Origin of the sequence: Vreelandella maris (assembly GCF_013371085.1) — a bacterium.
In the GTDB taxonomy this organism is placed as follows: Bacteria; Pseudomonadota; Gammaproteobacteria; order Pseudomonadales; family Halomonadaceae; genus Vreelandella; species Vreelandella maris.
Genome location: NZ_JABWCV010000007.1, coordinates 48,142 through 73,214 on the forward strand (window position 1 = coordinate 48,142; position 25,073 = coordinate 73,214).

The 25,073-nt window shown below is 54.7% G+C and carries 21 protein-coding genes; 19 read left to right on the forward strand and 2 right to left on the reverse strand.

What is annotated here, in order from left to right:
- Nucleotides 1–7 precede the first annotated feature (7 nt).
- From rsmH to lpxC, 15 genes are all read left to right on the forward strand, one after another.
- The gene (gene rsmH, locus HUO07_RS07800; RefSeq protein WP_176303103.1) at nt 8–964 is read left to right on the forward strand and encodes a 16S rRNA (cytosine(1402)-N(4))-methyltransferase RsmH; all 957 of its coding nucleotides are present in this window, start codon (nt 8–10) and stop codon (nt 962–964) included.
- Between the two features lie 14 nt (nt 965–978).
- Nucleotides 979–1,314, forward strand: a complete 336-nt coding sequence (gene ftsL, locus HUO07_RS07805) for a cell division protein FtsL (RefSeq protein ID WP_101146228.1) — start codon at nt 979–981, stop codon at nt 1,312–1,314.
- The gene (locus HUO07_RS07810; protein ID WP_176303104.1) at nt 1,311–3,017 is read left to right on the forward strand and encodes a peptidoglycan D,D-transpeptidase FtsI family protein; all 1,707 of its coding nucleotides are present in this window, start codon (nt 1,311–1,313) and stop codon (nt 3,015–3,017) included. The genes ftsL and HUO07_RS07810 overlap by 4 nt, the downstream gene beginning before the upstream one ends.
- 18 nt (nt 3,018–3,035) lie before the next feature.
- Entirely contained in the window at nt 3,036–4,529 is a 1,494-nt protein-coding gene (locus tag HUO07_RS07815) for a UDP-N-acetylmuramoyl-L-alanyl-D-glutamate--2,6-diaminopimelate ligase (RefSeq protein ID WP_176303105.1), read from the forward strand.
- Entirely contained in the window at nt 4,529–5,881 is a 1,353-nt protein-coding gene (locus HUO07_RS07820; RefSeq protein WP_176303106.1) for a UDP-N-acetylmuramoyl-tripeptide--D-alanyl-D-alanine ligase, read from the forward strand. Before HUO07_RS07815 ends, HUO07_RS07820 begins: the two co-directional genes overlap by 1 nt.
- A 14-nt stretch (nt 5,882–5,895) precedes the next feature.
- Nucleotides 5,896–6,978 (forward strand): phospho-N-acetylmuramoyl-pentapeptide-transferase, encoded by a 1,083-nt coding sequence (mraY, locus tag HUO07_RS07825; protein ID WP_008958685.1) that lies wholly within the window; start codon nt 5,896–5,898, stop codon nt 6,976–6,978.
- An 86-nt stretch (nt 6,979–7,064) separates the two neighbouring features.
- The gene (gene murD, locus HUO07_RS07830) at nt 7,065–8,453 is read left to right on the forward strand and encodes a UDP-N-acetylmuramoyl-L-alanine--D-glutamate ligase (RefSeq protein ID WP_176303107.1); all 1,389 of its coding nucleotides are present in this window, start codon (nt 7,065–7,067) and stop codon (nt 8,451–8,453) included.
- Nucleotides 8,450–9,631: a putative lipid II flippase FtsW gene (gene ftsW, locus HUO07_RS07835; protein ID WP_176303108.1), complete on the forward strand. Its 1,182-nt coding sequence runs from the start codon at nt 8,450–8,452 to the stop codon at nt 9,629–9,631. The genes murD and ftsW overlap by 4 nt, the downstream gene beginning before the upstream one ends.
- 33 nt (nt 9,632–9,664) lie before the next feature.
- Complete coding sequence (gene murG, locus HUO07_RS07840) at nt 9,665–10,762, forward strand: undecaprenyldiphospho-muramoylpentapeptide beta-N-acetylglucosaminyltransferase (protein WP_340162493.1); 1,098 nt, start codon at nt 9,665–9,667, stop codon at nt 10,760–10,762.
- Between the two features lie 53 nt (nt 10,763–10,815).
- Nucleotides 10,816–12,228: a UDP-N-acetylmuramate--L-alanine ligase gene (gene murC, locus HUO07_RS07845; protein WP_176303200.1), complete on the forward strand. Its 1,413-nt coding sequence runs from the start codon at nt 10,816–10,818 to the stop codon at nt 12,226–12,228.
- Entirely contained in the window at nt 12,225–13,166 is a 942-nt protein-coding gene (locus tag HUO07_RS07850) for a D-alanine--D-alanine ligase (RefSeq protein WP_176303109.1), read from the forward strand. The genes murC and HUO07_RS07850 overlap by 4 nt, the downstream gene beginning before the upstream one ends.
- Nucleotides 13,167–13,190: 24 nt before the next feature.
- Complete coding sequence (locus HUO07_RS07855; RefSeq protein WP_101146220.1) at nt 13,191–13,904, forward strand: cell division protein FtsQ/DivIB; 714 nt, start codon at nt 13,191–13,193, stop codon at nt 13,902–13,904.
- Between the two features lie 314 nt (nt 13,905–14,218).
- Nucleotides 14,219–15,508 (forward strand): cell division protein FtsA, encoded by a 1,290-nt coding sequence (gene ftsA / locus HUO07_RS07860; protein ID WP_101146219.1) that lies wholly within the window; start codon nt 14,219–14,221, stop codon nt 15,506–15,508.
- Between the two features lie 34 nt (nt 15,509–15,542).
- Nucleotides 15,543–16,718: a cell division protein FtsZ gene (ftsZ, locus tag HUO07_RS07865; RefSeq protein ID WP_101146218.1), complete on the forward strand. Its 1,176-nt coding sequence runs from the start codon at nt 15,543–15,545 to the stop codon at nt 16,716–16,718.
- A 133-nt stretch (nt 16,719–16,851) separates the two neighbouring features.
- Nucleotides 16,852–17,763, forward strand: coding sequence for a UDP-3-O-acyl-N-acetylglucosamine deacetylase (lpxC, locus tag HUO07_RS07870; RefSeq protein WP_101146217.1), 912 nt, complete (start codon nt 16,852–16,854; stop codon nt 17,761–17,763).
- Nucleotides 17,764–17,941: 178 nt separating this feature from the next.
- Here the strand turns inward: lpxC and HUO07_RS07875 are convergent, their stop codons facing one another.
- Nucleotides 17,942–18,406, reverse strand: a complete 465-nt coding sequence (locus tag HUO07_RS07875; protein WP_176303110.1) for a DUF721 domain-containing protein — start codon at nt 18,404–18,406, stop codon at nt 17,942–17,944.
- A gap of 113 nt (nt 18,407–18,519) precedes the next feature.
- Here HUO07_RS07875 and HUO07_RS07880 point away from each other — a divergent pair, with 113 nt between their 5' ends.
- From HUO07_RS07880 to HUO07_RS07895, 4 genes are all read left to right on the forward strand, one after another.
- Entirely contained in the window at nt 18,520–18,882 is a 363-nt protein-coding gene (locus HUO07_RS07880; RefSeq protein ID WP_101146215.1) for a hypothetical protein, read from the forward strand.
- A 104-nt stretch (nt 18,883–18,986) separates the two neighbouring features.
- A complete protein-coding gene (gene secA, locus HUO07_RS07885) occupies nt 18,987–21,719 on the forward strand; it encodes a preprotein translocase subunit SecA (RefSeq protein WP_176303111.1) in 2,733 nt (910 codons plus the stop codon).
- Nucleotides 21,720–21,773: 54 nt separating this feature from the next.
- Nucleotides 21,774–23,003, forward strand: a complete 1,230-nt coding sequence (argJ, locus tag HUO07_RS07890) for a bifunctional glutamate N-acetyltransferase/amino-acid acetyltransferase ArgJ (protein ID WP_176303112.1) — start codon at nt 21,774–21,776, stop codon at nt 23,001–23,003.
- Nucleotides 23,004–23,109: 106 nt separating this feature from the next.
- Complete coding sequence (locus HUO07_RS07895) at nt 23,110–24,066, forward strand: Nudix family hydrolase (RefSeq protein ID WP_176303113.1); 957 nt, start codon at nt 23,110–23,112, stop codon at nt 24,064–24,066.
- A 96-nt stretch (nt 24,067–24,162) separates the two neighbouring features.
- On the opposite strand, the gene HUO07_RS07900 is transcribed toward HUO07_RS07895, so the two are convergent.
- A complete protein-coding gene (locus HUO07_RS07900) occupies nt 24,163–25,065 on the reverse strand; it encodes a carbon-nitrogen hydrolase (protein ID WP_176303114.1) in 903 nt (300 codons plus the stop codon).
- Nucleotides 25,066–25,073 lie beyond the last annotated feature (8 nt).

Here is a 25,073-nt window from a genome sequence, read left to right on the forward strand (position 1 = left end):
GAAAAAAATGCCTTCTCCTGACGCTGAACAGGTTGCTTCCCGCTTTCGCCATACCAGCGTACTACTGGAAGGTGCTATTGATGCCCTGGTGCATGACGATCAGGGCATCTATTTAGACGGTACTTTCGGGAGAGGCGGTCACTCACGGGTAATTCTTGACCGTCTGAGCGAGCAAGGTCAGCTGCTCGCCATGGATCGCGATCCTCAAGCCATTGCCGCAGCGGCTGACATTGATGATTCGCGCTTCCAGATTACTCAGCGTGAATTTGCCCAGCTTGCCGAGTTTGCCCGTGAACAAGGCGTGTTCGGGAAGCTTTCAGGGGTGCTGCTTGATGTAGGCGTTTCCTCCCCTCAGCTTGATGATCCCGAACGCGGTTTTAGTTTTATGCGTGATGGCCCGCTGGATATGCGCATGGATCCTACCCAGGGTCAAAGCGTTGCTGAATTCTTGGCGCGTGCCAGTGAAGCTGATATTGCCTACGTGTTTAAAACCTACGGTGAAGAGCGTTATGCCAAGCGTTTAGCCCGGGCAGTGGTCACTCGTCGAGTCGAGAAGCCATTCACCCATACGGTGGATTTGGCTGAAGTACTTAAAGTTGCTCACCCCGCCTGGGAAAAAGGTCGTCACCCAGCCACCAAAGCGTTCCAAGGGCTGCGTATATTCGTCAACGGTGAGCTTGAGCAATTAGACAGTGCGCTTGATGCGGCGCTTGAGGCGCTTGCCCCCGGCGGTCACTTAGTGGTTATCAGTTTTCACTCGCTGGAAGATCGCCGCGTGAAGCGCTTTATCCGTCATCATGTGCGCGGTGACACTGACCTTCCGCGTGGAGTGCCTATTCGCGACGATCAATTGAATCGGCGTCTTGAGGCGTTAGGCAAAGGCGTGCGGCCAAGTGAGGAAGAAGTGGATGCTAATCCTCGCGCACGAAGTGCCGTCATGCGGGCTGCACGCAAACGGATGTAATCACGGATGTAATCATGAGCATGGATCGGATTGAGCAGTGGGCAACCACGCTACGCACCGAATGGCCTTTCAAGCTACGCCTGCGCGCCTGGCCAGTGGTTATTAGCCTGTTATTTTTACTCTGCATGGCCTCTGGGTTAGCTGTTGTCATTACTACGCATATGACGCGGGTGCAATTTGCTCAGCTGCAACAGCTAGAGCAAGAAGAAAACCAACTGCAAACAGAGTGGGGGCAGCTGCTACTTGAAGAGGGCGCATGGTCAACCCCAGCCCGCATTGAGCAAATTGCCACTGAGCGCCTGGGCATGCGAATCCCCGATGTCCATGATGTTGAGGTGATTAGGCCATGAGAGGTGAGCGTCGAGGAGGTACCTCCCGCCAAGCGCCAATTGCGCCCCCTTTGGGTGGTGGTCGGTTCCTGTTTATCTTGTTTGCGATTGGCCTAGCATCCGCTATTTTAATCGGCCGCATTACGCTGCTTCAGGTAATTGACCGCCCCTTTCTGCAAAGCCAGGGGGATGCACGTACCCTCCGCCATGAAGCGATTCCCGCCCACCGCGGCATGATTACCGATCGTAATGGAGAGCCACTGGCTATTTCTACGCCAGTCGTCACACTCTGGGCGAATCCCCAGGAGTTGCCCGAGGATGCCATACAGCGCGTTATGCTAGCCCAAGCGTTAGGGATGACGCTGGATGACTTTGAGTCGCGTGTAGCACGCTTTAGCGAGCGTGAATTTATGTATTTACGCCGCCAAATGACACCCGCCGCGGCCCAGCAGATCCTTAACCTACGAACCCCCGGTGTCTATCCCCAGCGTGAATACAAGCGCTACTATCCTGCTGGCGAAGTGGCGGCGCAATTATTGGGCGTCACCAATGTTGATGACATTGGACAAGAAGGTTTAGAGCTCTCCTATCAGCCCTATTTGGCTGGCCACCCTGGACAGCGACGGGTAATTAAAGATCGCCGTGGGCGGCTGGTGCGTGAGCTTGGCGTGATTAACGAAGCCCAGCCGGGTGGCGAGCTCACTTTGGCTATCGATCAACGTATTCAGTATATGGCGTACCGTGAGCTGCGTGCGGCAGTCGCTGAGAATGAGGCTGATGGTGGCGTGCTGGTAATGATGGATGCGCGCACGGGGGAGGTGCTGGCAATGGCGAACTTGCCCTCCTATAACCCTAATAACCGGGCAGGACTCGATCCGCGTGGGTTGCGTAACCAAGCACTGGTGGATGTATTTGAGCCTGGTTCGGTCATGAAGCCTCTGGCCATGGCAGCTATTTTGGAAAGCGGGGTGGTAGACCGCGATGTCATAGTGGATACATCGCCCGGTTGGATGCGGCTGGACCAATTTACAATTCGCGATTTTCGTAACTATGGTGAGTTGGATCTGGCCGGTATCCTGGAGAAATCATCGAATATCGGTATGTCACGTTTAGCGTTGCAACTGAGCGATACCGCTATTTGGGAAAAATATAACCAGTTAGGATTAGGGCAAGCGCCCGGTACAGGTTTTCCTGGTGAGTCAACGGGTAGTTTGCCCGCACCGGTGCGCTGGTCGCGCAGTGAGCGAGCAGCGCTCTCTTATGGTTATGGACTCTCTGTTTCCGCGGTGCAGCTAGCGAGTGCTTACACGGCGTTAGCTAATGATGGTGTTCGTTTGCAGCCCTCTCTTTTACGCCTTTCTGAGCCCCCTCAGGGCATTCCTGCTATATCGCCCACGGTTGCGAATGATCTGCTCAATATCTTGGAAACCTCGGTAGCCGCTTATACCGGTGGTCGGCGAGCCCGGGTGGAAGGTTATCGCGTGGGAGGGAAAACGGGCACCGTACGTAAGACCGGACAGCAAGGCTATACCACCGATGCTTATCGCAGTGTGTTTGCGGGGATTGCGCCTATTTCTGATCCGCGTATTGTCACTGTAGTCATGATTGATCACCCCAAGGCTGGCGAATTTTATGGTGGTGCTGTCGCCGCCCCGGTTTTTTCCAGCGTAACGGGTAATGCTTTGCGCTTGTTGGATGTTCCGCCGGATCACGATGCTGAGTAGTTTTTCTAAGGAGTTTGCATGACGCTGAGTTCAGTCGATGTGGTGTCGGCGCTTGCGCACGTATGGCCTAATTCACCACTGCCCGTCGATTTGCCTGAGCTGCCGGATCTAGTACGCATAGAAATGGATTCCCGCAAACTACAAACGGGCGATGTTTTTGTGGCAGTGCCGGGCAGTCAGCGTGATGGCCGCGATTTTATTGAGCAAGCGCTCAATGTGGGTGCTGTGCTTGTGTTAGCGCAAGGCGAGCCCGGTCAGGTGCTGCTTGAAGGCCGCGTGCTGAAACTGCCGCATCTTTCGGTGCGCTTGGGTGAGTTAGGGCGCGCCATGTTTAAAGTGCCTAATGATCTTGAAGTGATTGGCGTGACCGGTACCAACGGTAAAAGCTCCGTCACTCATTATATCGCTGCACTTAGCGAGACATTAGGAACGCCCACCGGACTGATTGGTACGTTGGGTGTAGGGCGTCCCGGTGAGTTGCGCGATAGCGGCTTAACCACGCCTGGCGCCTTAGCGCTGCAGGCGACACTGGGTGAGCTTGCCAGCCAGGGTGTGCGGCGTGTGGCGCTTGAGGCCTCTTCCCATGCGCTGGATCAGTACCGCTTGGAAGCGGTAAACGTAAGCGTAGGGGTGTTTACCAATCTGACTCGCGATCATTTGGACTACCACGGCAGTATGGCTGCCTATGCGGCATCCAAAGCGAAGCTTTTTCGGCGCTCTGAGCTCCGTCTAGCGGTAGTTAATGGCGATGACCCCTTGGCACGCTTAATGCTGGCAGGTTGCAACAGTAATGTACGGGTACTGGCGACGGGTAAAGATGAAGCCGTTACCTTGCGCGTGCTGGACTGGCAGCCCTCTGAGCAGGGGCAGCAGGCAATGATTGCGACTCCCGAGGGCGAGAAAATGCTTAGCTTAGGTTTAATGGGGCGTTTTAATTTAGATAACGTGCTGTTAGCGATGGCTGTGTTGTACGGATTAGGCGAATCACTCGACGACCTCTTCTCAGCCGCGTCTTCGCTGACGCCGGTGCCGGGCAGGATGGAGCGCTATGGTGGTGACGGCACGCCTACCGTGGTGGTGGATTATGCGCACACGCCGGATGCGCTTCATAGCGCGTTACAAGCGCTGCGTGCCCATCTGGGTGATGCTGGCAAATTGTGGTGTGTATTCGGCTGCGGGGGAGAGCGCGATACGGGTAAGCGAGCCGAAATGGCTAAAGCTGCCGAGGCGCTGGCAGACCACATTATCGTTACCGATGATAATCCTAGGCACGAGTCCGCTGAGCAAATCCGCCAACAGATTTTGTCTGGGTTCTCTGACACCGCGAACCCTATTGAAATCGGGGATCGTCGTGAGGCTGTGGCCACCGCTATTAAGCAGGCGGCTATACAGGATGTCGTGCTTATCGCCGGAAAAGGCCATGAGGCGTATCAGGATATCCAGGGAGTGCGCCATGCCTATGCCGATAGCGAAGAGATCCAGCGGGCCTTTGCTGGGCGGAGAAGTCACTAATGCAGTGGACACTTGGCCAGCTCGCCTCTGTGCTGGGTATTGAGGCGCCTGTTGATAAAGCGCAGCTGTTAGTCAGTTCAGTCGTTACCGATAGCCGCAAGATCGAGTCTGGCTGCCTGTTTGTTGCCCTTAAAGGCCCTCGCTTTGACGGTCATGATTTTGTTGCGCTTGCCAGCGAGCTCGGTGCCGTAGCGGCATTGGTCGACGCCCCCGTTGCTGCCGACTTACCCCAGCTGGTGTGCCCGGATACACGTTTGGCCCTGGGGCTGATTGCCGGCGCGCACCGGCGCGCATGGCATGGCCCCGTGGTAGCCGTCACCGGCAATAGCGGTAAGACGACCGTTAAAGAGATGTGTGCTGCTCTGCTAGCGCCTTTAGGCGACGTATTAGCCACTCAAGGTAATCTGAATAACGACTTTGGCGCGCCGCTGACCTTATTGCGATTGCGGCCGCATCATCAAGCCGCGGTGATCGAGCTGGGCGCTAATCATTTAGGTGAAATCGCCTGGACAGCCCCGCTGACCAAGCCCGATGTTGCGATTATTACCAATGTCACCGGTGCCCATGTGGGCGAGTTCGGTGGCATGGGGCAGATTGCCCAGGCGAAAAGTGAATTACTGGTCGGGCTGGGCGAGCAGGGTACTGCTGTTCTGAATAGGGATGATCACTATTTTACGTTTTGGGCTGCTCGTGCGGCTCCGCGGCGGGTGGTGAGCTTTGGTTTTCACCCCGAGGCGGATGTGAGCGCCGCAGCGCTTTCCTGTGATTCGCAAGGGCGGTATGCTTTCACGCTATTGCAGCATGGTCGAGCGCTGGGCCAAGTGCGTTTGCCGTTACTGGGCAAGCACAATGTCAGTAATGCGTTGGCTGCTGCAGCTGCAGCATTAACGCTAGGCGTGCCGGAAGAGCAAGTGATATCACGCTTGGAATCGCTGCAAGCGCTTGCCGGTAGGTTGGCCGTGGTATCCGGATGGCGCGGTGTCACTGTGCTGGATGACACTTACAATGCCAATCCTGGCGCGGTCAAAGCGGCCCTGGATACCTTGGCCAGCTTTCCTCCGCCACGCTGGTGTGCGTTAGGGGCGATGGGCGAACTGGGGGAAGCATCGGCTGCGCTGCACGCCGATATCGGCCGCTATGCCGCCGAGCTTGGTATTGATGAGCTGTTAACGCTGGGCGAGGCCGCACGTGCCGCCAGCGAAGCCTTTGGTCGTGGGCTGCACTTTAACGATCACGAGACGCTAACGCGTTATGTCACTCATACTTTGCCGCCTGACACTACGTTGCTGGTGAAAGGGTCGCGCAGTGCGGGCATGGAACATGTCGTCAATGCACTGCGTTCGGATAAATAAGGTAAACGCCGTTCATGTTACTTCACTTGGCGAATTTTCTGTCGCAGTACCAATCTGATTTTCAGGTCGTTAACTATTTAACCCTTCGCGTAATTTTAGGCGCTCTCACGTCGTTAATGCTCTGTTTATGGCTGGGGCCATGGATGATTCGGCGCCTCGTGGAAGGCCAGATCGGGCAATCCGTGCGTGACGATGGGCCGCAATCCCACCTCTCAAAAGCGGGCACCCCCACCATGGGGGGGGCAATGATTTTGCTGGCCATTGCCATCAGCACCTTGTTATGGGGTGACTTAACCAATCTCTATATCTGGGTGGTGCTGGGTGTCACGCTCGGCTTCGGCGCCATCGGCTGGGTCGATGATTACCGCAAAGTAGTGGAAAAAAATCCACGCGGTTTACCCGCTCGCTGGAAGTATTTCTGGCAGTCGGTGGTGGGTTTGGGGGCGGCGCTGTTGCTCTATTTAACCGCCTCCACGCCGGTCGAGACCAGCCTGCTGGTGCCGCTGTTCAAAGAGGTGGCTCTGCCGCTCGGTGTCTTCTATATCGTGCTTACCTATTTTGTGATTGTAGGGAGCTCCAACGCCGTCAATCTAACTGATGGCTTAGATGGCCTGGCTATTATGCCGACGGTGCTCGTGGCCATGGGCTTATCGGTATTCGCTTATGCCAGTGGCAACACCGTTTTCGCCGAATATCTGCATATTCCGTTTATTGCCGGAACCGGTGAATTAGCCGTGTTCTGCGCAACGATTGCTGGCGCTGGGCTGGGGTTTTTATGGTTTAACACTTATCCCGCCCAGGTCTTTATGGGCGACGTAGGTGCCTTGGCGTTAGGGGCTGCGCTGGGTGTGGTAGCCGTGATCGTACGCCAGGAGATTGTGCTGTTTATCATGGGCGGTGTTTTTGTCATGGAAACAGTGTCGGTCATCCTTCAGGTGGGATCCTACAAGCTCACCGGGCGTCGCATCTTCCGAATGGCGCCTTTGCATCATCACTATGAATTGAAAGGCTGGCCTGAGCCGCGGGTCATTGTTCGCTTTTGGATTATTACTGTGGTGCTGGTGCTGCTTGGCCTCGCAACGCTCAAAGTTCGTTAATGATGGTTTGTTAATGACAGTTCGTTAATGCATCTGACCATGAGTGCATCGACTGATCGTTGGCATGATGCGAGAGGGAGCTTGTAATGGTTCAAGTAGCTAAGGGAGTAACGCTGGTTGTCGGGCTGGGGCTTTCCGGTCGGGCTATCTGCCGTCATTTAAGTCGCTTAGATATACCTTACATGGTGGCGGACACGCGGACCGAACCGCCGGGGCTTGATGATTTTCGCACTGCGCATCCCGGGGTGGAAATTCACTGCGGCTCGCTTGCCGCTCTGGATCTGCGCGATGTGGAAGAGGTGGTGGTAAGCCCTGGGCTTGACCCGAGAATGCCGGGCTTGAAAGAGCTGGCGGATCAGTTAAATCCTCGCACTGGGGAGCCGATGGTAGTGGGTGAGATGGCCCTGTTCGTGCGTGCCGCGAAGGCGCCCATCGCAGCGATTACCGGTTCTAATGCGAAGTCGACGGTGACCACGCTGCTCGGTGAAATGGCAGCGGAGGCAGGCGTGAATGCGGCAGTGGGTGGTAATTTGGGCACCCCCGCGTTGGACTTGTTGGCCAGCCACCCGGATGCCGCGCTCTATATTCTTGAACTCTCGAGCTTTCAGCTGGAGACGACACCTTGTCTGGGGGCGAGCTGTGCCGCGTTCCTGAACCTGTCCGAAGATCACCTTGATCGTCACGGTGATATGCACGGTTATCGAACTGCAAAACAACGTATCTTTATCGGTGCCCAGCACGCGGTGGTGAATGGGGATGACCCTCTGTCATGGCCTGACTATCCCGTTGACCAAGTGGCCTACTTTTCCCATGACGCTCCGGTGGAGGGCCAGTGGGGGCTGGCGCGTGATCAAGGTAAATTAATGCTGATGCAGGGCGACACCCCCTGGTTGTCCATTGATGAGTTAAGCATGACTGGGCAGCACAATTACCTTAATGCACTGGCTGCGCTAGCGATGGGGCAGGCGTTAGGGTTTGCAGCGGCGCCCATGTGTCGCGCACTGCGTGACTTTAAAGGGCTGGCACATCGCAGCGAAATGATAGCGCGTATCAACGATGTCACCTGGGTTAACGACACCAAGGGCACCAATGTGGGCGCTACTCTGGCAGCCATCAATGGCATTGGCGCTACGCTGGAAGGACGTTTGATTTTATTGGCAGGCGGGGTTGGTAAGGGCGCGGATTTTACCCCGCTGGCCGAGCCTTTGAAGAAGTGTGCGCGTCATGTGCTGCTGTTTGGGTTGGATGCTCCGCGATTGGCGGAGGCGTTGGATGGTCACGTGACGACTCAGCAAGTAGACGATCTAACTCAGGCCATGCAAGCAGCGTTTAAAATCGCTCAGCCTGGAGACTGTGTGCTGCTATCACCTGCCTGTGCAAGCCTGGATCAGTTTGCTAATTACCAAGAACGTGGCGAGGTATTTCGCCGTTGGGTGCATCAACAGGCAGAGTCCACTACTGGGGGAGCGTCATGAGCCGGCTTCAGCGTCTGCGTACTGTTCTTACCACGCGTGATTTGCCTTGTGATATCTGGCTGGTGATGGCGGCAGTAGCCTTAGCGGGTTTGGGCTGGGTAATGGTGAGTTCGGCATCAATTGGCTTACTGGAAGATACTTACCACTACTCCCGCCAGCACGGCATTTTCCTAGTACTCGCTATCATGGCATGTGTATTTATGCTCTGTGTGCCGCTGGAAGCCTGGCGCCAGAATGCTGCGCTTATTCTGCTCGCCTCTATCTTTCTGTTGTTTCTAGTACTGATTATTGGCCAGGAGATCAACGGCAGTAAGCGCTGGATAGCGTTGCCGGGGCCATTGCCTAGTTTGCAGGTCTCTGAATTTGCCAAAATTGGGCTGATTTTTTATATGGCGGCATTTATGTCGCGTTTTACCTACGATTTGCGACGGCGCGCATTCAGCATGTGGCGCCCATTAGCCGTGCTGGCGGTTCCTGCCGGGCTGCTGTTTCTAGCCCCGGATTTTGGCGGCATGGTGGTCTTTACCGTTTGCGTCATCGGTATGCTGATGATGAGTGGCGCATCGCTAGTACTGCTTGTGGGCAGTGGCGCGCTGCTTGGCTCAGGGGCGGTTATGATGGTGATGATAGAGCCCTATCGACTGGCGCGTTGGACTAGTTTTCTTGACCCCTGGGCAGATCAATTTGCGACAGGTTACCAATTAACCCAGGCGCTGATTGCCTTCGGACGAGGGCACGTGACTGGCACCGGCCTGGGCAACAGTGTGCAAAAACTACACTACCTGCCTGAAGCGCATACCGATTTTATCTTTGCGGTGATCGCCGAGGAGCTCGGAATGATCGGCGCGATTATTGTCGTGCTGCTGTTTACGCTATTTATTGCGCGCGCTATGTGGGTAGGGCGCAAAGCGGAGATGGCCGGGCATCTTTTTGGCGCTTATGTAAGTTACGGCATCGGGTTTATTGTGGCTGCGCAGGCGTTTATTAATATGGCGGTAAGTTCCGGGCTGTTGCCAACCAAGGGTTTAACATTGCCGCTAATGAGCTATGGCGGTTCAAGTCTATTGGTGACTGGCGTGATGGTGGGGCTGCTGCTGCGCACGGATGCCGAAACGCGTCACCGCCCCCGGCGTGCGTCCACCCCGTATAAATCGCGCCATGAACCGCGTTTATCGTAACGTTATGCCGCTTGGTGCTATCAGGAGTTTGATGTGAAGACTAATGTTAGGCGACGAGTGCTGATAATGGCAGGTGGCACCGGCGGCCATGTGTTCCCGGCGCTTTCCCTCGCCAACGCACTGCAGAAGCAGCAGGTGGATGTTGAGTGGCTGGGCAGCCCCAGGGGGATTGAGAACCGTCTGGTGCCTGAGGCGGGTATTAGATTGCATACTATTGCCATCAGCGGGCTGCGCGGTAACGGCATAACCGGCTGGCTAAAGGCGCCGGTGAATCTCACCCGTGCAGTCTTAGAAGCGCGGACGGTGATTCGAGAGTTCAAGCCGCATGTCGTGGTTGGCCTGGGTGGCTTTGCCAGTGGCCCCGGCGGGTTGGCGGCTTGGTTGACTCGCATCCCCCTGGTTATCCATGAACAGAACGCTGTGGCAGGGCTGACAAATCGCGTTTTATCGCGACTGGCTAAGCGTACCTACGCCGCCTTCCCAGAAGCCTTTGGCTCGCGCGCCGAAGTGATTGGTAATCCCGTACGTGACGATATTGCTGCCTTGGGTAGTACACCGCGGAATGTTGACGAGCTCTCTGAACGGCCACTGCGTCTGCTAGTGGTGGGGGGCTCGCTTGGCGCAGTGGCGCTAAACGAACGCTTGGCGCCAGCGCTTGCTGCACTGCCTGTTGAGCAGCGACCCGAGGTCCGCCATCAGGCGGGTAAGGATCGTGAGGTTGCGACTGCCGAAAATTATCAGCAGCACGGCGTAAACGCTGAGGTTAGTCCCTTTATTGATGATATGGCTGCTGCTTATGAGTGGGCCGATTTAGTGGTATGCCGCTCTGGTGCGCTCACCGTGGCCGAGCTGGCCGCCGCCGCCAAGCCTGCATTGCTGGTGCCTTTTCCCTTTGCGGTCGATGACCATCAGCGTATCAACGCGCAGGTGTTGGTTAAGGCGGGGGCCGCCAAGTGCGTTGTACAGTCTGAGCTGACGGTTGAGCGTTTAAGCGACTTTTTAAATGAATTGCTCGTCCCCAATACCCTGGCTGCGATGGCGGCGAACGCCCGTCAGGCCGCGCATTTGGATGCGACTCAGCGCTTGGCTGAAGGGTGTTTGGCGATGATAAAGCTAGGAGATTCTGCGTGATCGATAAAGACAAACCCACGACACCCTCACGTGGCACTCCCGCTGGCCCAGGTATGCGTCGCATTCGGCGCATTCATTTTGTGGGTATAGGTGGCGCTGGTATGTGTGGTATCGCAGAGGTGCTAGCCAACCAGGGCTACATCGTCAGCGGTAGTGATATGAAAAACTCTTCAGTCGTCGAGCGACTGCGCCAATGCGGTGTATGCGTGGCGATCGGTCATGCTGAAGCAAACGTAGAAAGCGCTGACGTGGTGGTGGTGTCTAGCGCAATCGATGAAACCAACCCTGAAATTCGCTGGGCCCACGAGCATCGTGTACCGGTCGTGCGCCGGGCTGAGATGCTCGCCGAGCTGATGCGCTTCCGTCACGGTATTGCCGTAGCGGGTACCCATGGCAAAACCACCACGACCAGTTTGACGGCGACCCTGCTGGCAGAGGGGGGGTTAGACCCGACCTTTGTGATCGGCGGCAAGCTGACCAGCGCCGGTACTAATGCTCGCCTGGGCGAGGGCGACTACCTTGTTGCCGAAGCCGATGAGTCCGATGCCTCATTTCTGCACCTGCAGCCAATGGTATCCATCGTTACCAATATCGATGCTGACCATATGGCGACCTATGGCGGTGATTTTGAGCGGCTGAAAAGTACCTTTATCGAATTTCTGCATAATCTACCGTTTTATGGCCTGGCGGTGCTGTGTATCGATGACCCGCATGTCCGTGTGCTGTGCGATCAGGTGAAGCGGCAATTTGTGACCTATGGGTTTGATAGCGATGCTGACTATCGCATTGTCGATTTTGCCCAGCGCGAAGGAGAAGTTTCGTTTACTGCGTTACGCCCAGGTGGCGCTGAGCCGCTAGCGGTACGCTTGGCCATGCCTGGGCGGCACAATGCTCTCAACGCCATGGCGGCGATTGTTGTGGCTACTGATGCAGGCGTCAGCGATAGTGCAATTTTGAGTGGGTTGGCGAGCTTTGCAGGCGTGGGTCGTCGGTTTCAGGTGCATGGGCATTTCCCTGCACCTAAAGGCGGCGGCGACATCATGCTGGTGGATGACTACGGTCACCATCCGCGTGAAGTCGACATGGTTATTCAGGCCGTTCGCGCTGGGTGGCCCGAGAGCCGCCTGGTGATGCTTTACCAACCCCATCGCTATAGCCGTACCCGCGATTTGTATGAAGACTTTGTACGCGTACTTTCCCAAGTCGATACGTTGGTGCTGCTCGATGTTTACAGCGCCGGTGAAGCTATTATTCCTGGTGCCGAGGGGAGAACCCTGGCCGGGTCGATTCGCCAGCGTGGAGAAGTCGACCCACTCTTTGTCGAGCATAAGCACGAGTTACCGGTGCTGTTAGCCAATGTGTTACGGCCAGGCGATATTTTAATTACCCAGGGTGCTGGTGATGTGGGGGGGATTTCCCTGCGTCTGGCACAGGCACAGCTAGCGATGAACGAGGTAGATCTGTGAGCGTTGACGTAACAAACCCTGAGTCGCACGGAAAAGTCGTTGTCGTTTACGGCGGTACGTCTGCTGAACGCGAGGTATCGCTTAAAAGCGGGGCGGCAGTACTTGAGGCCCTTCAGCGTAAGGGCATCGATGCCTGTGGTTATGACCCCCGCGACAACGGCCTGGTGGGATTAGAGCAGCTGGCTCCTTCGGTGGTCTTCGTTGCCTTGCATGGACGCGGCGGTGAAGACGGCACGCTTCAGGGGGCGCTGGAGCTGCTCAATATTCCCTATACCGGGAGTGGCGTGCTTGCCTCAGCGTTGGGTATGGATAAGCAGCGCACCAAGCAAGTATGGAGTGCGGTTGGCTTGCCGACGCCAGAGAGCATCATGCTGGATGCCGGTTCGGATTGGTCAGCCGTGGTCGCTCAGCTTGGCTTGCCGCTGATTGTGAAACCCGTGCATGAAGGCTCAACGCTAGGTATTAGCATTGTCAAAAGTCAGGCGGCGCTTGAAGCTGCGTATCACGAGGCGGCGCAGTTCGACGCACGCGTAATGGCAGAGCGCTTTATCGTCGGCGACGAATACACAGTCGCGCTACTGGGTAATCAGGTATTGCCAGCGATTCGCGTTGAAGTGCCGGGCGGTTTCTACGACTACGAAGCGAAATATATCGCTAATACCACTCAATATCATTTGCCGTGTGGACTGCCCACGGAGCAGGAAGCTGCGCTTGCGGATCTATGCCAACAGGCGTTTGCCGCGATTGGCGGCGTTGGCTGGGGGCGGGTGGATGTCATGCGCGATAGCGAAGGACGTTTCTGGCTACTGGAAGTTAATACGGTGCCTGGGATGACCGACCATAGCTTGGTTCCTCAGGCAGCGGCACATGCGGGTATCTCTTTTGACGAGCTAGTGATGGAAATATTGAATACCGCTGGCAGGCAGTTATCGCTATGACGAGTTTGTTATGAAGGGTGCCTTATGAAAAGGCGTAATGCTTGGTTGGGCGTTATTCTATTAGCCTTGCTGATGGGCGCCGGTGGCCGGGCGCTTTGGCTGTGGCTAGACCGCCCGATTGAGCGGGTGTCAATCCGCGGTGAATGGGAGTATGTCAGCGCTGACTATCTGCGTACCCAGCTGGCGCCCTTGGTGGTCGATGCCACCTGGCTTTCGGCGGATCTGGGTGAGCTGCGCGACCGCGCTCTAAAAGTGGGCTGGTTGAATGAAGTGCGTATTACCCGTGAGTGGCCCAATGCACTAGTCTTTGAACTAATTGAACAACAGCCGGTCGCACGCTGGAATGATGATTTTTTACTTAACCCAGAAGGGGAGCCTTTCGCATTTGCCCCCTTAAACCCGCCATCAGGTTTGCCTGATTTGGCTGGCCCCGGCGGTAGCAGTGAAGAAGTGTTAACCTACTATCATCGGCTTAAACGTCACTTTGAGCAGCTATCACTTGAGCTTACACAACTTCGTTTAGAGCCGCGCGGCGCATGGCGGCTGCAGTTAAACGAAGGCGCTTGGGTGATGTTAGGACGTCGGCAGCATGAAGTCCGTTTGGCACGTTTGTCGGCGTCATGGCAACGCGAGTTGAATTCGCTAAGCGAGCAAATTCGCTATATAGATCTGCGTTACCCTAATGGTGTCGCTGTCGCTTGGCACGGAGAAAGTGAATTTGCTGTGCAAGATGAGTAACTCTTCTATTACTTGACGCAAATAAGGTGTAAAAGTGAGTGACTGCCATCGTTGAAAAAGCCAGTAATCGGCTTTAAATTGCTTTCTATGCCTATTATTGTGGGTTCGTGCTAGTCGTATTGCGACTATTGTTTCTATACTATGGGCCAGACGCTGGTTAAGTGGTTTTTAATTTCAGCTATTTGTACTTAGTGAGTGTCAGAAAACAACCACTGTTTATTTTGGATAGCACGCTTTCAATGTTAAGCGTTGGATTAAGCGGCTCCCAATTAATATTTATTTTTTAACAATGACGCAAGGAGATTTCCCGACTCATGGCAGGCTCACCCAACGCATCCAATATGGTGGTCGGGCTGGACATTGGAACGTCCAAGGTCGTCGCGATAGTCGGTCAACCCACCGATGACGGCGGAATTGAAATTGCCGGTATTGGTTCGCACCCTTCGCGCGGTATGAAGCGTGGTGTTGTAATCAATATTGAATCAACGGTGCAGTCTATCCAGCGCGCAGTTGAAGAAGCCGAGTTGATGGCTGGCTGTGATATCCATTCAGTGTATGTTGGCGTGGCTGGTAGTCATATCAGTTCAATGAACTCTGATGGTGTTGTGGCTATTAAAGAGCGTGAAGTGACACCTTCTGATATTGAACGCGTTATTGATTCTGCTCGGGCGCGCGCTATTTCTGAAGGCCAGCGTGTATTGCATGTATTGCCTCAAGAGTTTTCGATTGATGCTCAAGGGGGGATACGCGAGCCACTAGGCATGTCTGGGGTGCGCTTGGAAGCTCAAGTGCATTTAGTGACGGCCGCCTTAAACGCGGTGCAGAATATAGAAAAGTGTGTACGTCGCTGTGGGCTGGAGGTAGATGCTATTATTTTAGAGCAGCTAGCCTCAAGCATGGCGGTGCTGACCGAGGATGAGCGTGAGCTGGGCGTCTGTATGGTGGATATTGGCGGCGGCACTACTGATATGGCGATTTTCAGTGAAGGCGCCATACGCCACACGGCGGTTATACCTATTGCCGGTGACCAAGTCACTAACGATATTGCCATGGCCCTGCGTACGCCGACCCAACACGCTGAAGAGATTAAAGTTAAATACGCTTGCGCGCTCACTCACTTAGCGTCAAGCGATGAAATGATTAAAGTACCTAGCGTAGGTGATCGACCTGCGCGTGATCTATCGCGCCAAGCACTGGCTGAAGTGGTAGAGCCGCGCTACGAAGAACTGTTTACGCTAGTAAGAGATGAGTTGCGCCGAAGTGGCTATGAAGACATGGTGGCTGCTGGGATTGTGCTTACCGGTGGAACCTCGCGCATGGAAGGGGTTAGTGAATTGGCGGAAGAGATTTTTCATATGCCAGTTCGCATCGCATGTCCACAGAATGTAAGAGGTTTGGCGGACGTCGTACGCAACCCAATTTATGCGACGGGCGTTGGGCTGCTGCATTATGCCTTGCAAGAAACGCGTCATGGGCAAGGCCTAAAAAGCCACGGGGGAGTGGTTGCTGCCCATAAGGGCCGCAATGAGCTTGCCCGGCGTGATATCAAGGAAGACCATTCGGCGCTAGCTAGAATTAAAGGCTGGTTCAAAGGAAATTTCTGACAGGGCCGCAAGCGCGGTTCAGGAGACGGGGCTTATGTTCGAATTGGTAGATAACGCACCCTCGAGCAGTGCGGTCATCAAAGTGGTTGGTGTTGGCGGCGGTGGCGGCAATGCTGTTAACCACATGGTCGAAAGCAATATTGAAGGCGTTGAGTTTATCTGCGCTAACACTGACGCCCAGGCGCTTAAGCGCTGTTCAGCAAAAACCGTGTTGCAACTGGGTAGCGAAATCACTAAAGGATTGGGCGCAGGTGCCAATCCCGACGTGGGTCGTCAGGCAGCAATGGAAGACCGCGAGCGTATTGCGGAATTGCTGGTAGGCGCTGATATGGTGTTTATCACTGCCGGTATGGGCGGTGGGACCGGCACCGGTGGTGCTCCTGTAGTGGCACAGGTCGCCAAAGAGCTAGGGATTCTCACCGTCGCGGTGGTGACTCGCCCCTTCCCCTTTGAAGGGCCGAAGCGAATGCGTGCCGCCGAGGAGGGTATGAAAGAGCTCTCCGAGCATGTTGATTCGTTGATCACGATCCCCAACGAGAAGCTGCTTTCTGTGTTGGGCAAAAATGCGACACTGCTAACGGCTTTCAGTGCGGCTAATGACGTGCTGCTAGGCGCTGTACAAGGTATCGCAGAGCTGATTACCAGCCCAGGTATCATCAACGTCGATTTTGCTGATGTGCGCACCGTGATGTCTGAAATGGGCATGGCGATGATGGGTACCGGTGGGGCGACGGGCGAGAATCGTGCTCGTGAAGCTGCCGAGAAGGCCATCCGCAGCCCGTTGTTGGAAGATATCGATCTTCATGGCGCGCGGGGTATTCTGGTCAACATCACTGCTGGTCCTGATTTGTCCATCGGCGAATTCAATGACGTCGGTGCCACTGTTCAAGAGTTTGCGTCTCCGGATGCGACTATCGTGGTGGGCACCTCCATTGATATGGAAATGTCCGACGAGCTGCGTGTGACCGTTGTGGCTGCTGGTTTAGATGGGCAAAAACCTAAGACGGCCGCGCGCGAGCCTGCCCGCCGGTCAGCTGCAGAATCCTCGGATTACCGCAAGCTGCAACAGCCAACGGTAATGCGTCAGCAGGCGACAGCACGCGCTGAAGCAACCGAAACAGCCGCTAAACCTCGTCCTGAAAAGCGTCGCTCTACTGAAGCCGATGACTATTTGGACATCCCCGCGTTTTTACGCCGTCAGGCGGATTGATTCTACAAAACAGCTTTATTGCAACAGTCGGCGAGCGTTTTATTGGCTAAAACGCTCGCTTGCTGTTAAAGTGAACACTGTTTGATAACTTTTCTCTACGGTCACTACCGTCACCAGAGTACGATTACTGCCCATGATCAGACAACGCACCCTACAAAACGTCATACGCGCCACCGGAGTGGGCCTGCATTCTGGCAAAAAAGTCCACTTAGCGCTGCGTCCGGCGCCCGCCAATACTGGGATTGTGTTTGTTAGAACCGATCTGGATCCTGTCGTACACGTGCCAGCGCGCGCTGAATTGGTTGAAGATACCAAGCTATGCACAGCACTCTCCAGTAACGGGGTTAAGGTCGCTACCGTTGAGCACCTTATGTCGGCTTTTGCAGGGTTGGGCATTGATAACGCTTATGTGGACGTAAGCGAACCTGAAGTGCCGATTATGGATGGTAGTGCTAGTCCATTTGTTTTTTTGATTCAGTCAGCGGGTATTTTGGAACAGAATGCCGCGAAGAAATTTATTCGCATCAAGCATCGTGTAGCCGTTACCGATGGTGATAAAGAGGCCGTTTTCTTGCCCCATCAAGGGTTTAAAGTCTCGTTTGCGATTGATTTTGACCACCCCGTTTTTGAACAGCAGAAACAGACGGCGTTGATCGATTTTTCGACCACATCTTTTGTCAAAGAAGTGTCACGTGCGCGTACCTTTGGTTTTATGCGTGATTTAGAGTTTTTACGCTCTAACAATTTGGCATTAGGCGGTAGTTTGGATAATGCGATCGTGGTAGATGATTACCGCATTGTTAACGAAGGTGGTTTGCGCTACGAAGATGAATTCGTCAAGCATAAAGTATTAGATGCCATCGGGGATTTATACCAGTTGGGCTATAGCTTGATTGGCGAGTTTCGTGGTGTTAAGTCAGGGCATGCGCTGAATAATCAGCTGTGCCGTGAGCTGATGGCTCAGCCTGACGCTTATGAAATAGTGACGTTTGAAGAAGATAAGGCCGTGGCGCCGATTTCTTATGCTGCACCCGCAATGGCATAGTACAGCCGCTAATAGACAAGCTGTTATTGGCTAATAGGGTAGACCGAAGGGTTGTCGTAGCAATGGTAATATCAATAAAGCATCGCTTAGGCGGTGCTTTATGCATTTTGCCGCCAGCATTCACTTTACGCCTAGAGCGTTAATAGCCGGTAAGTTTGCCTAACCCTTATGGCAGCTATTACTCGTTGGGTGGCCGAGCATGAGAGGCAAGCCGTTCAAGGGCGCGCTTTAACGTGGGATTGGTCGTATCTTCAGCGCATTCAGCCAGGGTTTTGCCTGCATCTGCTGAAAGGCTGCGTGTATTACGTGGCGGGGCGACGATAGGGTGCACAGGGCGCACTTTAAAGGTAAAACCGCTCACGCTTTCAAAGCCAGGCAACTGATGAAGCAGCTCTAATAGGCGACGCTGCTCAAAACGTAACCAGGTTAGCCAGCCCGCTTGACCACTGATCAATGTTAAGCGACCTTCGCGAAAGCCACCGACAAAAATATGTGCTCGCATCTCTTCGGGCAGATGCGCGCGAAGATGCTGCTGCGCCTGGTCAATTAAACGAGATAGGCGCATTAACTGACTAATATCGCCGGACTTTGAGAGTAGGCGGGCAATGGGCTGTGCGCGAGAACGCTTAACCTTTATACTCATACGCTTAATTCCTAGGGCACCGCAATCCTAGGGTGCCGCTAATGATGATGTCGGAGACATTAACCGATCTCAACTTTAGCAGATTTTACCACGCTCAGGAGCCGGTCTACAGCATGTCACCTACGCTTGATGTTCAATCAGCTTTGCCGCGGCGCCATCGCCGGTATGGCTTAGCGCGTTGGTGGCTGGCCGGCTTATTAGTAAGTTGCCTATTACCCGCGAGTTTAAGCCCTGCGGATGCTTTTCGCAGTGGCGAACGCAGCGTTACTATCTGTTTATGGGTACCCGCGATTTTACGTGCGCAGTCGCACTGGATTGCTAAACGGCAGCGCGCTCTGCGCCGTTGGGCTCAACGCCCTAGGCGCTTTGCCCCGATGCGGCGTCTCAGCAGTTGGCTTGCGCCGATGGCCCTGCTGGTGGCGGCGCGTGATGTTTTGACCCAGCGCGGCCCTCCTGCCCATCAAGTATGCCGTTAAGATACTTACTTTGTCCCTACGCTGGTAGGTAGAAGACCTGCAGAAAAAGGTCTGCCGTATATAGGCAAAGTCCGATGGGTTGTTCGTGAATACTTGGATATTTCATGCTTAATAATTTATTACGCAAAGTCGTTGGTTCTAAAAATGACCGCGATGTAAAACGCATGCATAAAAATGTGCCTCAGATTAATGCCCTAGAAGCAGAATTTGAGGCATTAAGTGACGCTGATTTGCAGCAAAAAACAGCGCAATTGCGCGAACGTCTCGCGTCAGGTGAGTCCCTAGATGCGCTGTTAGCTCCCGCCTTTGCAATCGTCCGAGAGGCCAGTAAGCGCGTGATGGGCATGCGTCACTTTGACGTGCAGATGGTGGGTGGTATGACCCTGCACCGTGGCCGTATTGCAGAAATGAAAACCGGTGAAGGTAAAACCCTGGTGGCAACGCTGGCGGTGTATCTGAATGCGCTAACGGAGAAAGGCGTTCACGTGGTGACCGTGAACGACTATTTGGCCCGTCGTGATGCTGAGTGGATGCGCCCGCTGTATGAATTTCTAGGCCTTTCCATTGGTGTTATTTTCTCCGGTCAGTCTGGCGAAGAGAAGCGCCATGCCTATCAGTGCGATATTACCTACGGCACCAATAACGAGTTTGGCTTTGATTATCTACGCGATAACATGGCGTTTTCGTTAGAAGACAAAGTGCAGCGTGGCCTGCATTTTGCGATTGTCGATGAAGTTGACTCGATTCTTATCGATGAAGCGCGTACACCGCTGATTATTTCGGGCGCGGTAGACGAAAATACGGATCTCTATAAAGTCGTTAATCAGTTGGCCCAGCAGCTTGAGAAAGGCGAAGAGAGTGAAGATGAAGATGCTCCGGTGGTCGGCGACTTCTTAGTTGACGAAAAGCAGAAACAGGTAGAGCTAACGGAGCAGGGGCATAATAAAGTTGAAGAGCTAATGCGCGGCGAGGGTTTATTGGGTGATGAAGAGTCGCTCTATGCCGCACAAAACCTCAATTTGCTTCAGCATATGCATTCGGCCCTGCGCGCCCGCTACCTCTATAATCGTGATGTCGATTACATCGTTTCTGAAGGTCAGGTAGTCATCGTCGACGAACACACTGGCCGTTCGATGCCAGGGCGCCGCTGGTCGGAAGGCTTGCACCAGGCTGTAGAAGCCAAAGAGGGCGTTACGGTACAGCGCGAAAGCCAAACGCTTGCCTCCACCACCTTCCAGAATTATTTCCGTCTGTATGAGAAGTTAGCCGGTATGACCGGTACAGCGGATACTGAAGCCTTTGAATTTCGTCAAATTTATGGCCTCGACGTGGTGGTTATTCCTACCAACCGTCCATTGGCACGTAAAGACCTGAACGATCTAGTCTATTTGAGCGCTGAAGAAAAATACGAAGCGATCATTAAAGATGTCAAAACTGAGACGGAAGCTGGGCGCCCTGTGCTGGTTGGTACGGCCTCAATTGAAACATCGGAGTACCTTGCCAATCTGATGCGAGAGGCAGGCCTCGCGTTCAACGTGCTTAACGCCAAACAGCACCAGAGTGAAGCCGAAATTATCGCTCAGGCAGGCCGCCCAGGGGCAATTACCATCGCCACCAACATGGCTGGCCGGGGTACCGATATCGTGCTGGGCGGCAATTGGGAGGCTGAATCGGCCAAGCTACAAAACCCAAGCCAAGAGCAGGTTGATGCGTTAAAGGCTGAGTGGCAGGCACGCCACGATGCTGTGTTGGCCGCCGGCGGCTTACATGTGGTGGGGTCTGAGCGCCATGAGTCTCGGCGTATAGACAATCAGCTGCGTGGCCGTGCTGGTCGCCAGGGCGACCCCGGCTCCACGCGGTTCTTCTTGTCGCTTGAAGACAGCCTGATGCGTCTGTTTGGCTCTGATCGCGTTAAACGCTTGATGCAGGCGTTAGGGCTTGAGCATGGTGAAGCCATTGAGCATAAAATGGTCTCCAATGCGGTTGAGCGTGCCCAGAAAAAAGTCGAAGGACGTAACTTCGATATTCGTAAGCAGCTGCTTGAGTACGATGACGTTGCCAACGACCAGCGCCGGGTGATCTACGACCAGCGTAATGAAATTCTCGCCGCAGACGATGTGGCTGATGCCGTTATCGGTATTCGTGAAGAGGTAATGGAAACGGCAATTAGCAGCTATGTTCCTCCTCAGAGCCTGCCCGAGCAGTGGGATTTGCCCGGTTTGGAAGCGCACCTGAAAACAGAGTTTAATCTTGATGCGCCCGTGGTTAAGTGGGCTGCTGAGGATGATCGCTTTAGCGAGGAGCAGTTGCGTGAGCGGCTGCAGACCATGCACCGTGAAGCCTATGCGGCAAAAGTGGCTGCAGCGGGCGAGAAACTGATTCGTCGCTTTGAGAAGCAAGTCATGCTGCAGGTGCTGGATACGCGTTGGAAAGAGCACCTTCAGTCAATGGATCATCTACGCCGTGGTATTCACCTGCGTGGCTATGCCCAGAAAAACCCCAAGCAGGAGTACAAGCGTGAATCGTTTGAGCTCTTCCAACACCTGCTTGACCATATTAAAGAAGATGTAACGCGCATTCTGAGCCACGTTCAGGTTCGCCAACCCGAGGAAGTGGATGCCCTTGAGCGTCAACGCCGCGAAGCGCTGGAGCGCGAAACCGCCACCGCCGCTAGTCGCCATGACGCCCCGGCTCCTGAGCAATCTGAGAGCGATCAAGAAGCGCCTGGCAGTGAAGGGCGTCCAGTGCGTCGCGAAGGCCCTAAGGTGGGCCGTAACGACCCCTGTTTTTGTGGTTCAGGTAAAAAGTACAAGCAGTGCTGTGGAAAATTAAGCTAACGGCGATTGTGTCTGAGATAACGTCTGACCAAGGTTTGCCTAAAGGAGAGAATCATGGCAGTGGGAAACACTCCCTTTCCAGAGTTGCCACCCCTGAAAGGGGTGCGCCTTGGGGTTGCAATGGCGGGTATCAAAAAGCCGGATCGTCGTGATGTGGTGGTGATTGAACTGCCCAACACAACGACGGTATCGGGGGTTTTTACCCGTAACGCCTTTTGTGCAGCGCCGGTAATAGTGGCCAAGCAGCACCTTGAACAGTGCCGTGCGGAGCACCGCTCGCCGCGTTATTGGTTGATCAATACCGGCAACGCGAACGCAGGCACTGGCGAGGCAGGCTTGCTCGATGCGCGGGCATGCTGTGCTGAACTTGCCAAACAGGTGGGAGTTGCGGCTGAGGATATCATGCCGTTCTCAACCGGCGTGATTGGTGAACCGCTGCCAATGGAGAAACTGCTAGCGGGATTGGCACCGGCGCTTGAAAGTTTGTCCAGCGCCAGTGTTGCCTGGGAGCACGCAGGCCAAGGCATTTTAACCACCGACACCCGGGCCAAAGGGGCCAGTGTCACGGTTGAAATAGGTAATCAGCAGGTAACGATTAACGGCATCACGAAAGGGTCGGGCATGATCAAGCCCAACATGGCGACCATGTTGGGCTTTGTGGTGACCGATGCAGCTATCGAGGCACCGCTACTGGATCGGCTATTGCGTGAAACCGTCGATCGCTCGTTTAACTGCATCACGGTGGATAGCGATACCTCTACCAATGACGCCTGTATGTTGGCGGCGACCGGCACTGGCCCTCGAATCGCTGATGAAGCGCAGATAGCCGCGTTCAGTAACGCTTTACAACGGGTAATGACCGAGCTGGCGCAAGCGATCATTCGTGATGCTGAAGGGGCGACCAAGTTCGTCACCCTGCAGGTTGGCGAAGCGCAAAGTCGGCAAGAAGCGCTTGATGTAGCCTTTACCGTTGCTCATTCGCCGCTGGTCAAAACAGCGCTGTACGCTTCTGATGCCAACTGGGGGCGTATTCTAGCAGCCGTCGGGCGGGCACCGGTGAACGATTTTGACGTTAACCGCGTGGTGATTGACCTGGGCGATGTGCGTCTAGTCGAACAGGGCGGACGCGCGGCAGGCTACACCGAAGCAGCAGGAAGCGCTGTGATGGCGCAGCCAGAAATTACCATTCGCATTAACTTGGGGCGCGGCGAAGAGAGTGCCACGGTGTGGACCTCTGACCTCTCTCATGACTATGTGTCTATCAACGCGGATTACCGTAGCTAGTCAGCCTCTCTCCATTGGGGGCGAATGGACACACGCAGCGAGATAGCGCCGATGGCAGAAGCGTTGGTGCGCGCAGTGGATCAAGACGTAACGAGTATATGAGTATATGAGCATAAAGGTAAAACGACGGGTTCACGTCGCGGCAGCTGCGATTATCAGCGCCGATCAACAGCAAGTACTGATCGCCCGTCGGCCGTCAAACGTTGATCATGGCGGACTGTGGGAGTTTCCAGGTGGCAAACTAGCACCTTATGAGACCGGTCTTGAAGGATTAAAGCGAGAACTGCATGAAGAGCTGGGCGTCGAGATTGTTTGTGCTCAGCCCTTGATTCGCGTTCACCATGAGTATCCTGACAAGCATATCCTGCTTGATGTCTGGCAGGTGCATGAGTTTGCCGGAGAGCCTTTTGGCCGTGAAGGGCAGGCCGTGCGCTGGGTGCCTATGAGCGAACTCTCCAACTATCCTTTCCCGGCAGCAAATTTACCGATACTGCGGGCGGTAAGGTTGCCTACCGAGTATTTGATCACCAACGAAGAGGCTGACGAAGCGCGTTTTGATGCGTTTTTGGAGCGCGCGCTGCGTGAAGACAAGATTCGCTTGGTGCAGCTGCGTGCTAAGCAGTTGGACGAAGCGGCTTATCTCGCCCGTGCTCAGCGAGCTCTGACTCTATGCCGTGAGCACGGCGCGCGGCTGCTGCTGAATGGTGAACCCACGCTGCTGGATCATATTGACGCTGATGGCATTCATTTGACCAGCGAGCGTTTGATGCAGCTTGAGCGTCGTCCGATTGCTGAAAATAAATGGCTTTCCTCATCGACGCACAACCAAAAGCAGCTTACCCAGGCAGCCGTATTAGGCTGTGACTTTGTCAGCCTGTCGCCGCTGCGCACCACGCCATCGCACCCTGAAGTCGCTCCGCTCGGTTGGCATGACTTTCAACAGTTGGTCGAACGTGCCGGTATGCCGGTGTTTGCATTAGGTGGTATGACGCGCTTTGATGCCAATCACGCCCGTGCCGTAGGCGCTCAAGGGATAGCCTCAATACGTGACTTCTGGAAGTAATCGGTCGCGTTAGCCCGCTCTATACCATCAACAACGCCTGCCTGAGTATTTATCCCAGGCAGGCGTTTTGGTTTGTTGGCGTTTTATCGAGGTTGGCTAGTCGCGGTAACGGCGAGTTAGATCCCCGTAGGCATCTATTCGGCGATCCCTCAGATAGGGCCAAATGCGGCGAGTATTTTCACTGCGCGCCATATCAAGCTCAACGACTAACTGTTCGGTCTCTTCTCCCGCATGCGCCAATAGTTCACCTTGCGGCCCACAAATAAAGCTGCCGCCCCAGAACTGAATGCCATCGCCGACTTCGGAGTGATCTGCCTCAAAACCCACCCGGTTAGCTACCAGCACGGGTAAGCCGTTGGCGACACCGTGGGCGCGCTGAATCACTGTCCAGGCATCTTTCTGGCGTGCCTTCTCAGCGGCATCGTCATTGGGGTCCCAGCCAATCGCTGTGGGGTAGAGCAGTAAGTCCGCACCGGCCAGGGCCATCAATCGGGCGGCTTCCGGATACCACTGATCCCAGCAGACCAGTACGCCAAGACGACCTACGGATGTCTCAATGGGTGTAAAGCCTTCACCGCGGGCGCTGTCATGATCGCCTGGCGTAAAATAAAACTTCTCATAAAACCCAGGATCATCGGGGATATGCATTTTACGGTACTGCCCAACGCGCCCTTTGGCGCGGTCATAGACCACAGCGGTATTGTGGTAAAGCCCCGGTGCGCGACGTTCAAACAGTGAACCGACCAGGACAATGTCCAGCTCCTTAGCGAGTGCTGCAAGACGCTGCCCGGTCGGGCCATCCAACGGCTCTGCTAGATCAAACAGCGAAGGGTCTTCGAACTGGCAAAAGTAGTGAGTGGCATGCAGTTCTTGCAGTAGTACCAACTGAGCGCCTTGTTCAACGGCACTGCGGATACCTGCTTCACTGGCGGCTAGGCTTTGTGCTTTATCAGGCCACGCGGGTTGCTGTACAACCGCGACGGTGAGCGTTGTCGACATGGTGACTC

What these genes read in the sequence shown, in the direction of transcription:
- rsmH (WP_176303103.1), top strand. Translation starts at nt 8, where the DNA reads ATGCCTTCTCCTGACGCTGAACAGGTTGCTTCCCGCTTTCGCCATACC.
- ftsL (WP_101146228.1), top strand. Translation starts at nt 979, where the DNA reads ATGAGCATGGATCGGATTGAGCAGTGGGCAACCACGCTACGCACCGAA.
- HUO07_RS07810 (WP_176303104.1), top strand. Translation starts at nt 1,311, where the DNA reads ATGAGAGGTGAGCGTCGAGGAGGTACCTCCCGCCAAGCGCCAATTGCG.
- HUO07_RS07815 (WP_176303105.1), top strand. Translation starts at nt 3,036, where the DNA reads ATGACGCTGAGTTCAGTCGATGTGGTGTCGGCGCTTGCGCACGTATGG.
- HUO07_RS07820 (WP_176303106.1), top strand. Translation starts at nt 4,529, where the DNA reads ATGCAGTGGACACTTGGCCAGCTCGCCTCTGTGCTGGGTATTGAGGCG.
- mraY (WP_008958685.1), top strand. Translation starts at nt 5,896, where the DNA reads ATGTTACTTCACTTGGCGAATTTTCTGTCGCAGTACCAATCTGATTTT.
- murD (WP_176303107.1), top strand. Translation starts at nt 7,065, where the DNA reads ATGGTTCAAGTAGCTAAGGGAGTAACGCTGGTTGTCGGGCTGGGGCTT.
- ftsW (WP_176303108.1), top strand. Translation starts at nt 8,450, where the DNA reads ATGAGCCGGCTTCAGCGTCTGCGTACTGTTCTTACCACGCGTGATTTG.
- murC (WP_176303200.1), top strand. Translation starts at nt 10,816, where the DNA reads ATGCGTCGCATTCGGCGCATTCATTTTGTGGGTATAGGTGGCGCTGGT.
- HUO07_RS07855 (WP_101146220.1), top strand. Translation starts at nt 13,191, where the DNA reads ATGAAAAGGCGTAATGCTTGGTTGGGCGTTATTCTATTAGCCTTGCTG.
- ftsA (WP_101146219.1), top strand. Translation starts at nt 14,219, where the DNA reads ATGGCAGGCTCACCCAACGCATCCAATATGGTGGTCGGGCTGGACATT.
- ftsZ (WP_101146218.1), top strand. Translation starts at nt 15,543, where the DNA reads ATGTTCGAATTGGTAGATAACGCACCCTCGAGCAGTGCGGTCATCAAA.
- lpxC (WP_101146217.1), top strand. Translation starts at nt 16,852, where the DNA reads ATGATCAGACAACGCACCCTACAAAACGTCATACGCGCCACCGGAGTG.
- HUO07_RS07875 (WP_176303110.1), bottom strand. Translation starts at nt 18,406, where the DNA reads ATGAGTATAAAGGTTAAGCGTTCTCGCGCACAGCCCATTGCCCGCCTA.
- HUO07_RS07880 (WP_101146215.1), top strand. Translation starts at nt 18,520, where the DNA reads ATGTCACCTACGCTTGATGTTCAATCAGCTTTGCCGCGGCGCCATCGC.
- secA (WP_176303111.1), top strand. Translation starts at nt 18,987, where the DNA reads ATGCTTAATAATTTATTACGCAAAGTCGTTGGTTCTAAAAATGACCGC.
- argJ (WP_176303112.1), top strand. Translation starts at nt 21,774, where the DNA reads ATGGCAGTGGGAAACACTCCCTTTCCAGAGTTGCCACCCCTGAAAGGG.
- HUO07_RS07895 (WP_176303113.1), top strand. Translation starts at nt 23,110, where the DNA reads ATGAGCATAAAGGTAAAACGACGGGTTCACGTCGCGGCAGCTGCGATT.
- HUO07_RS07900 (WP_176303114.1), bottom strand. Translation starts at nt 25,065, where the DNA reads ATGTCGACAACGCTCACCGTCGCGGTTGTACAGCAACCCGCGTGGCCT.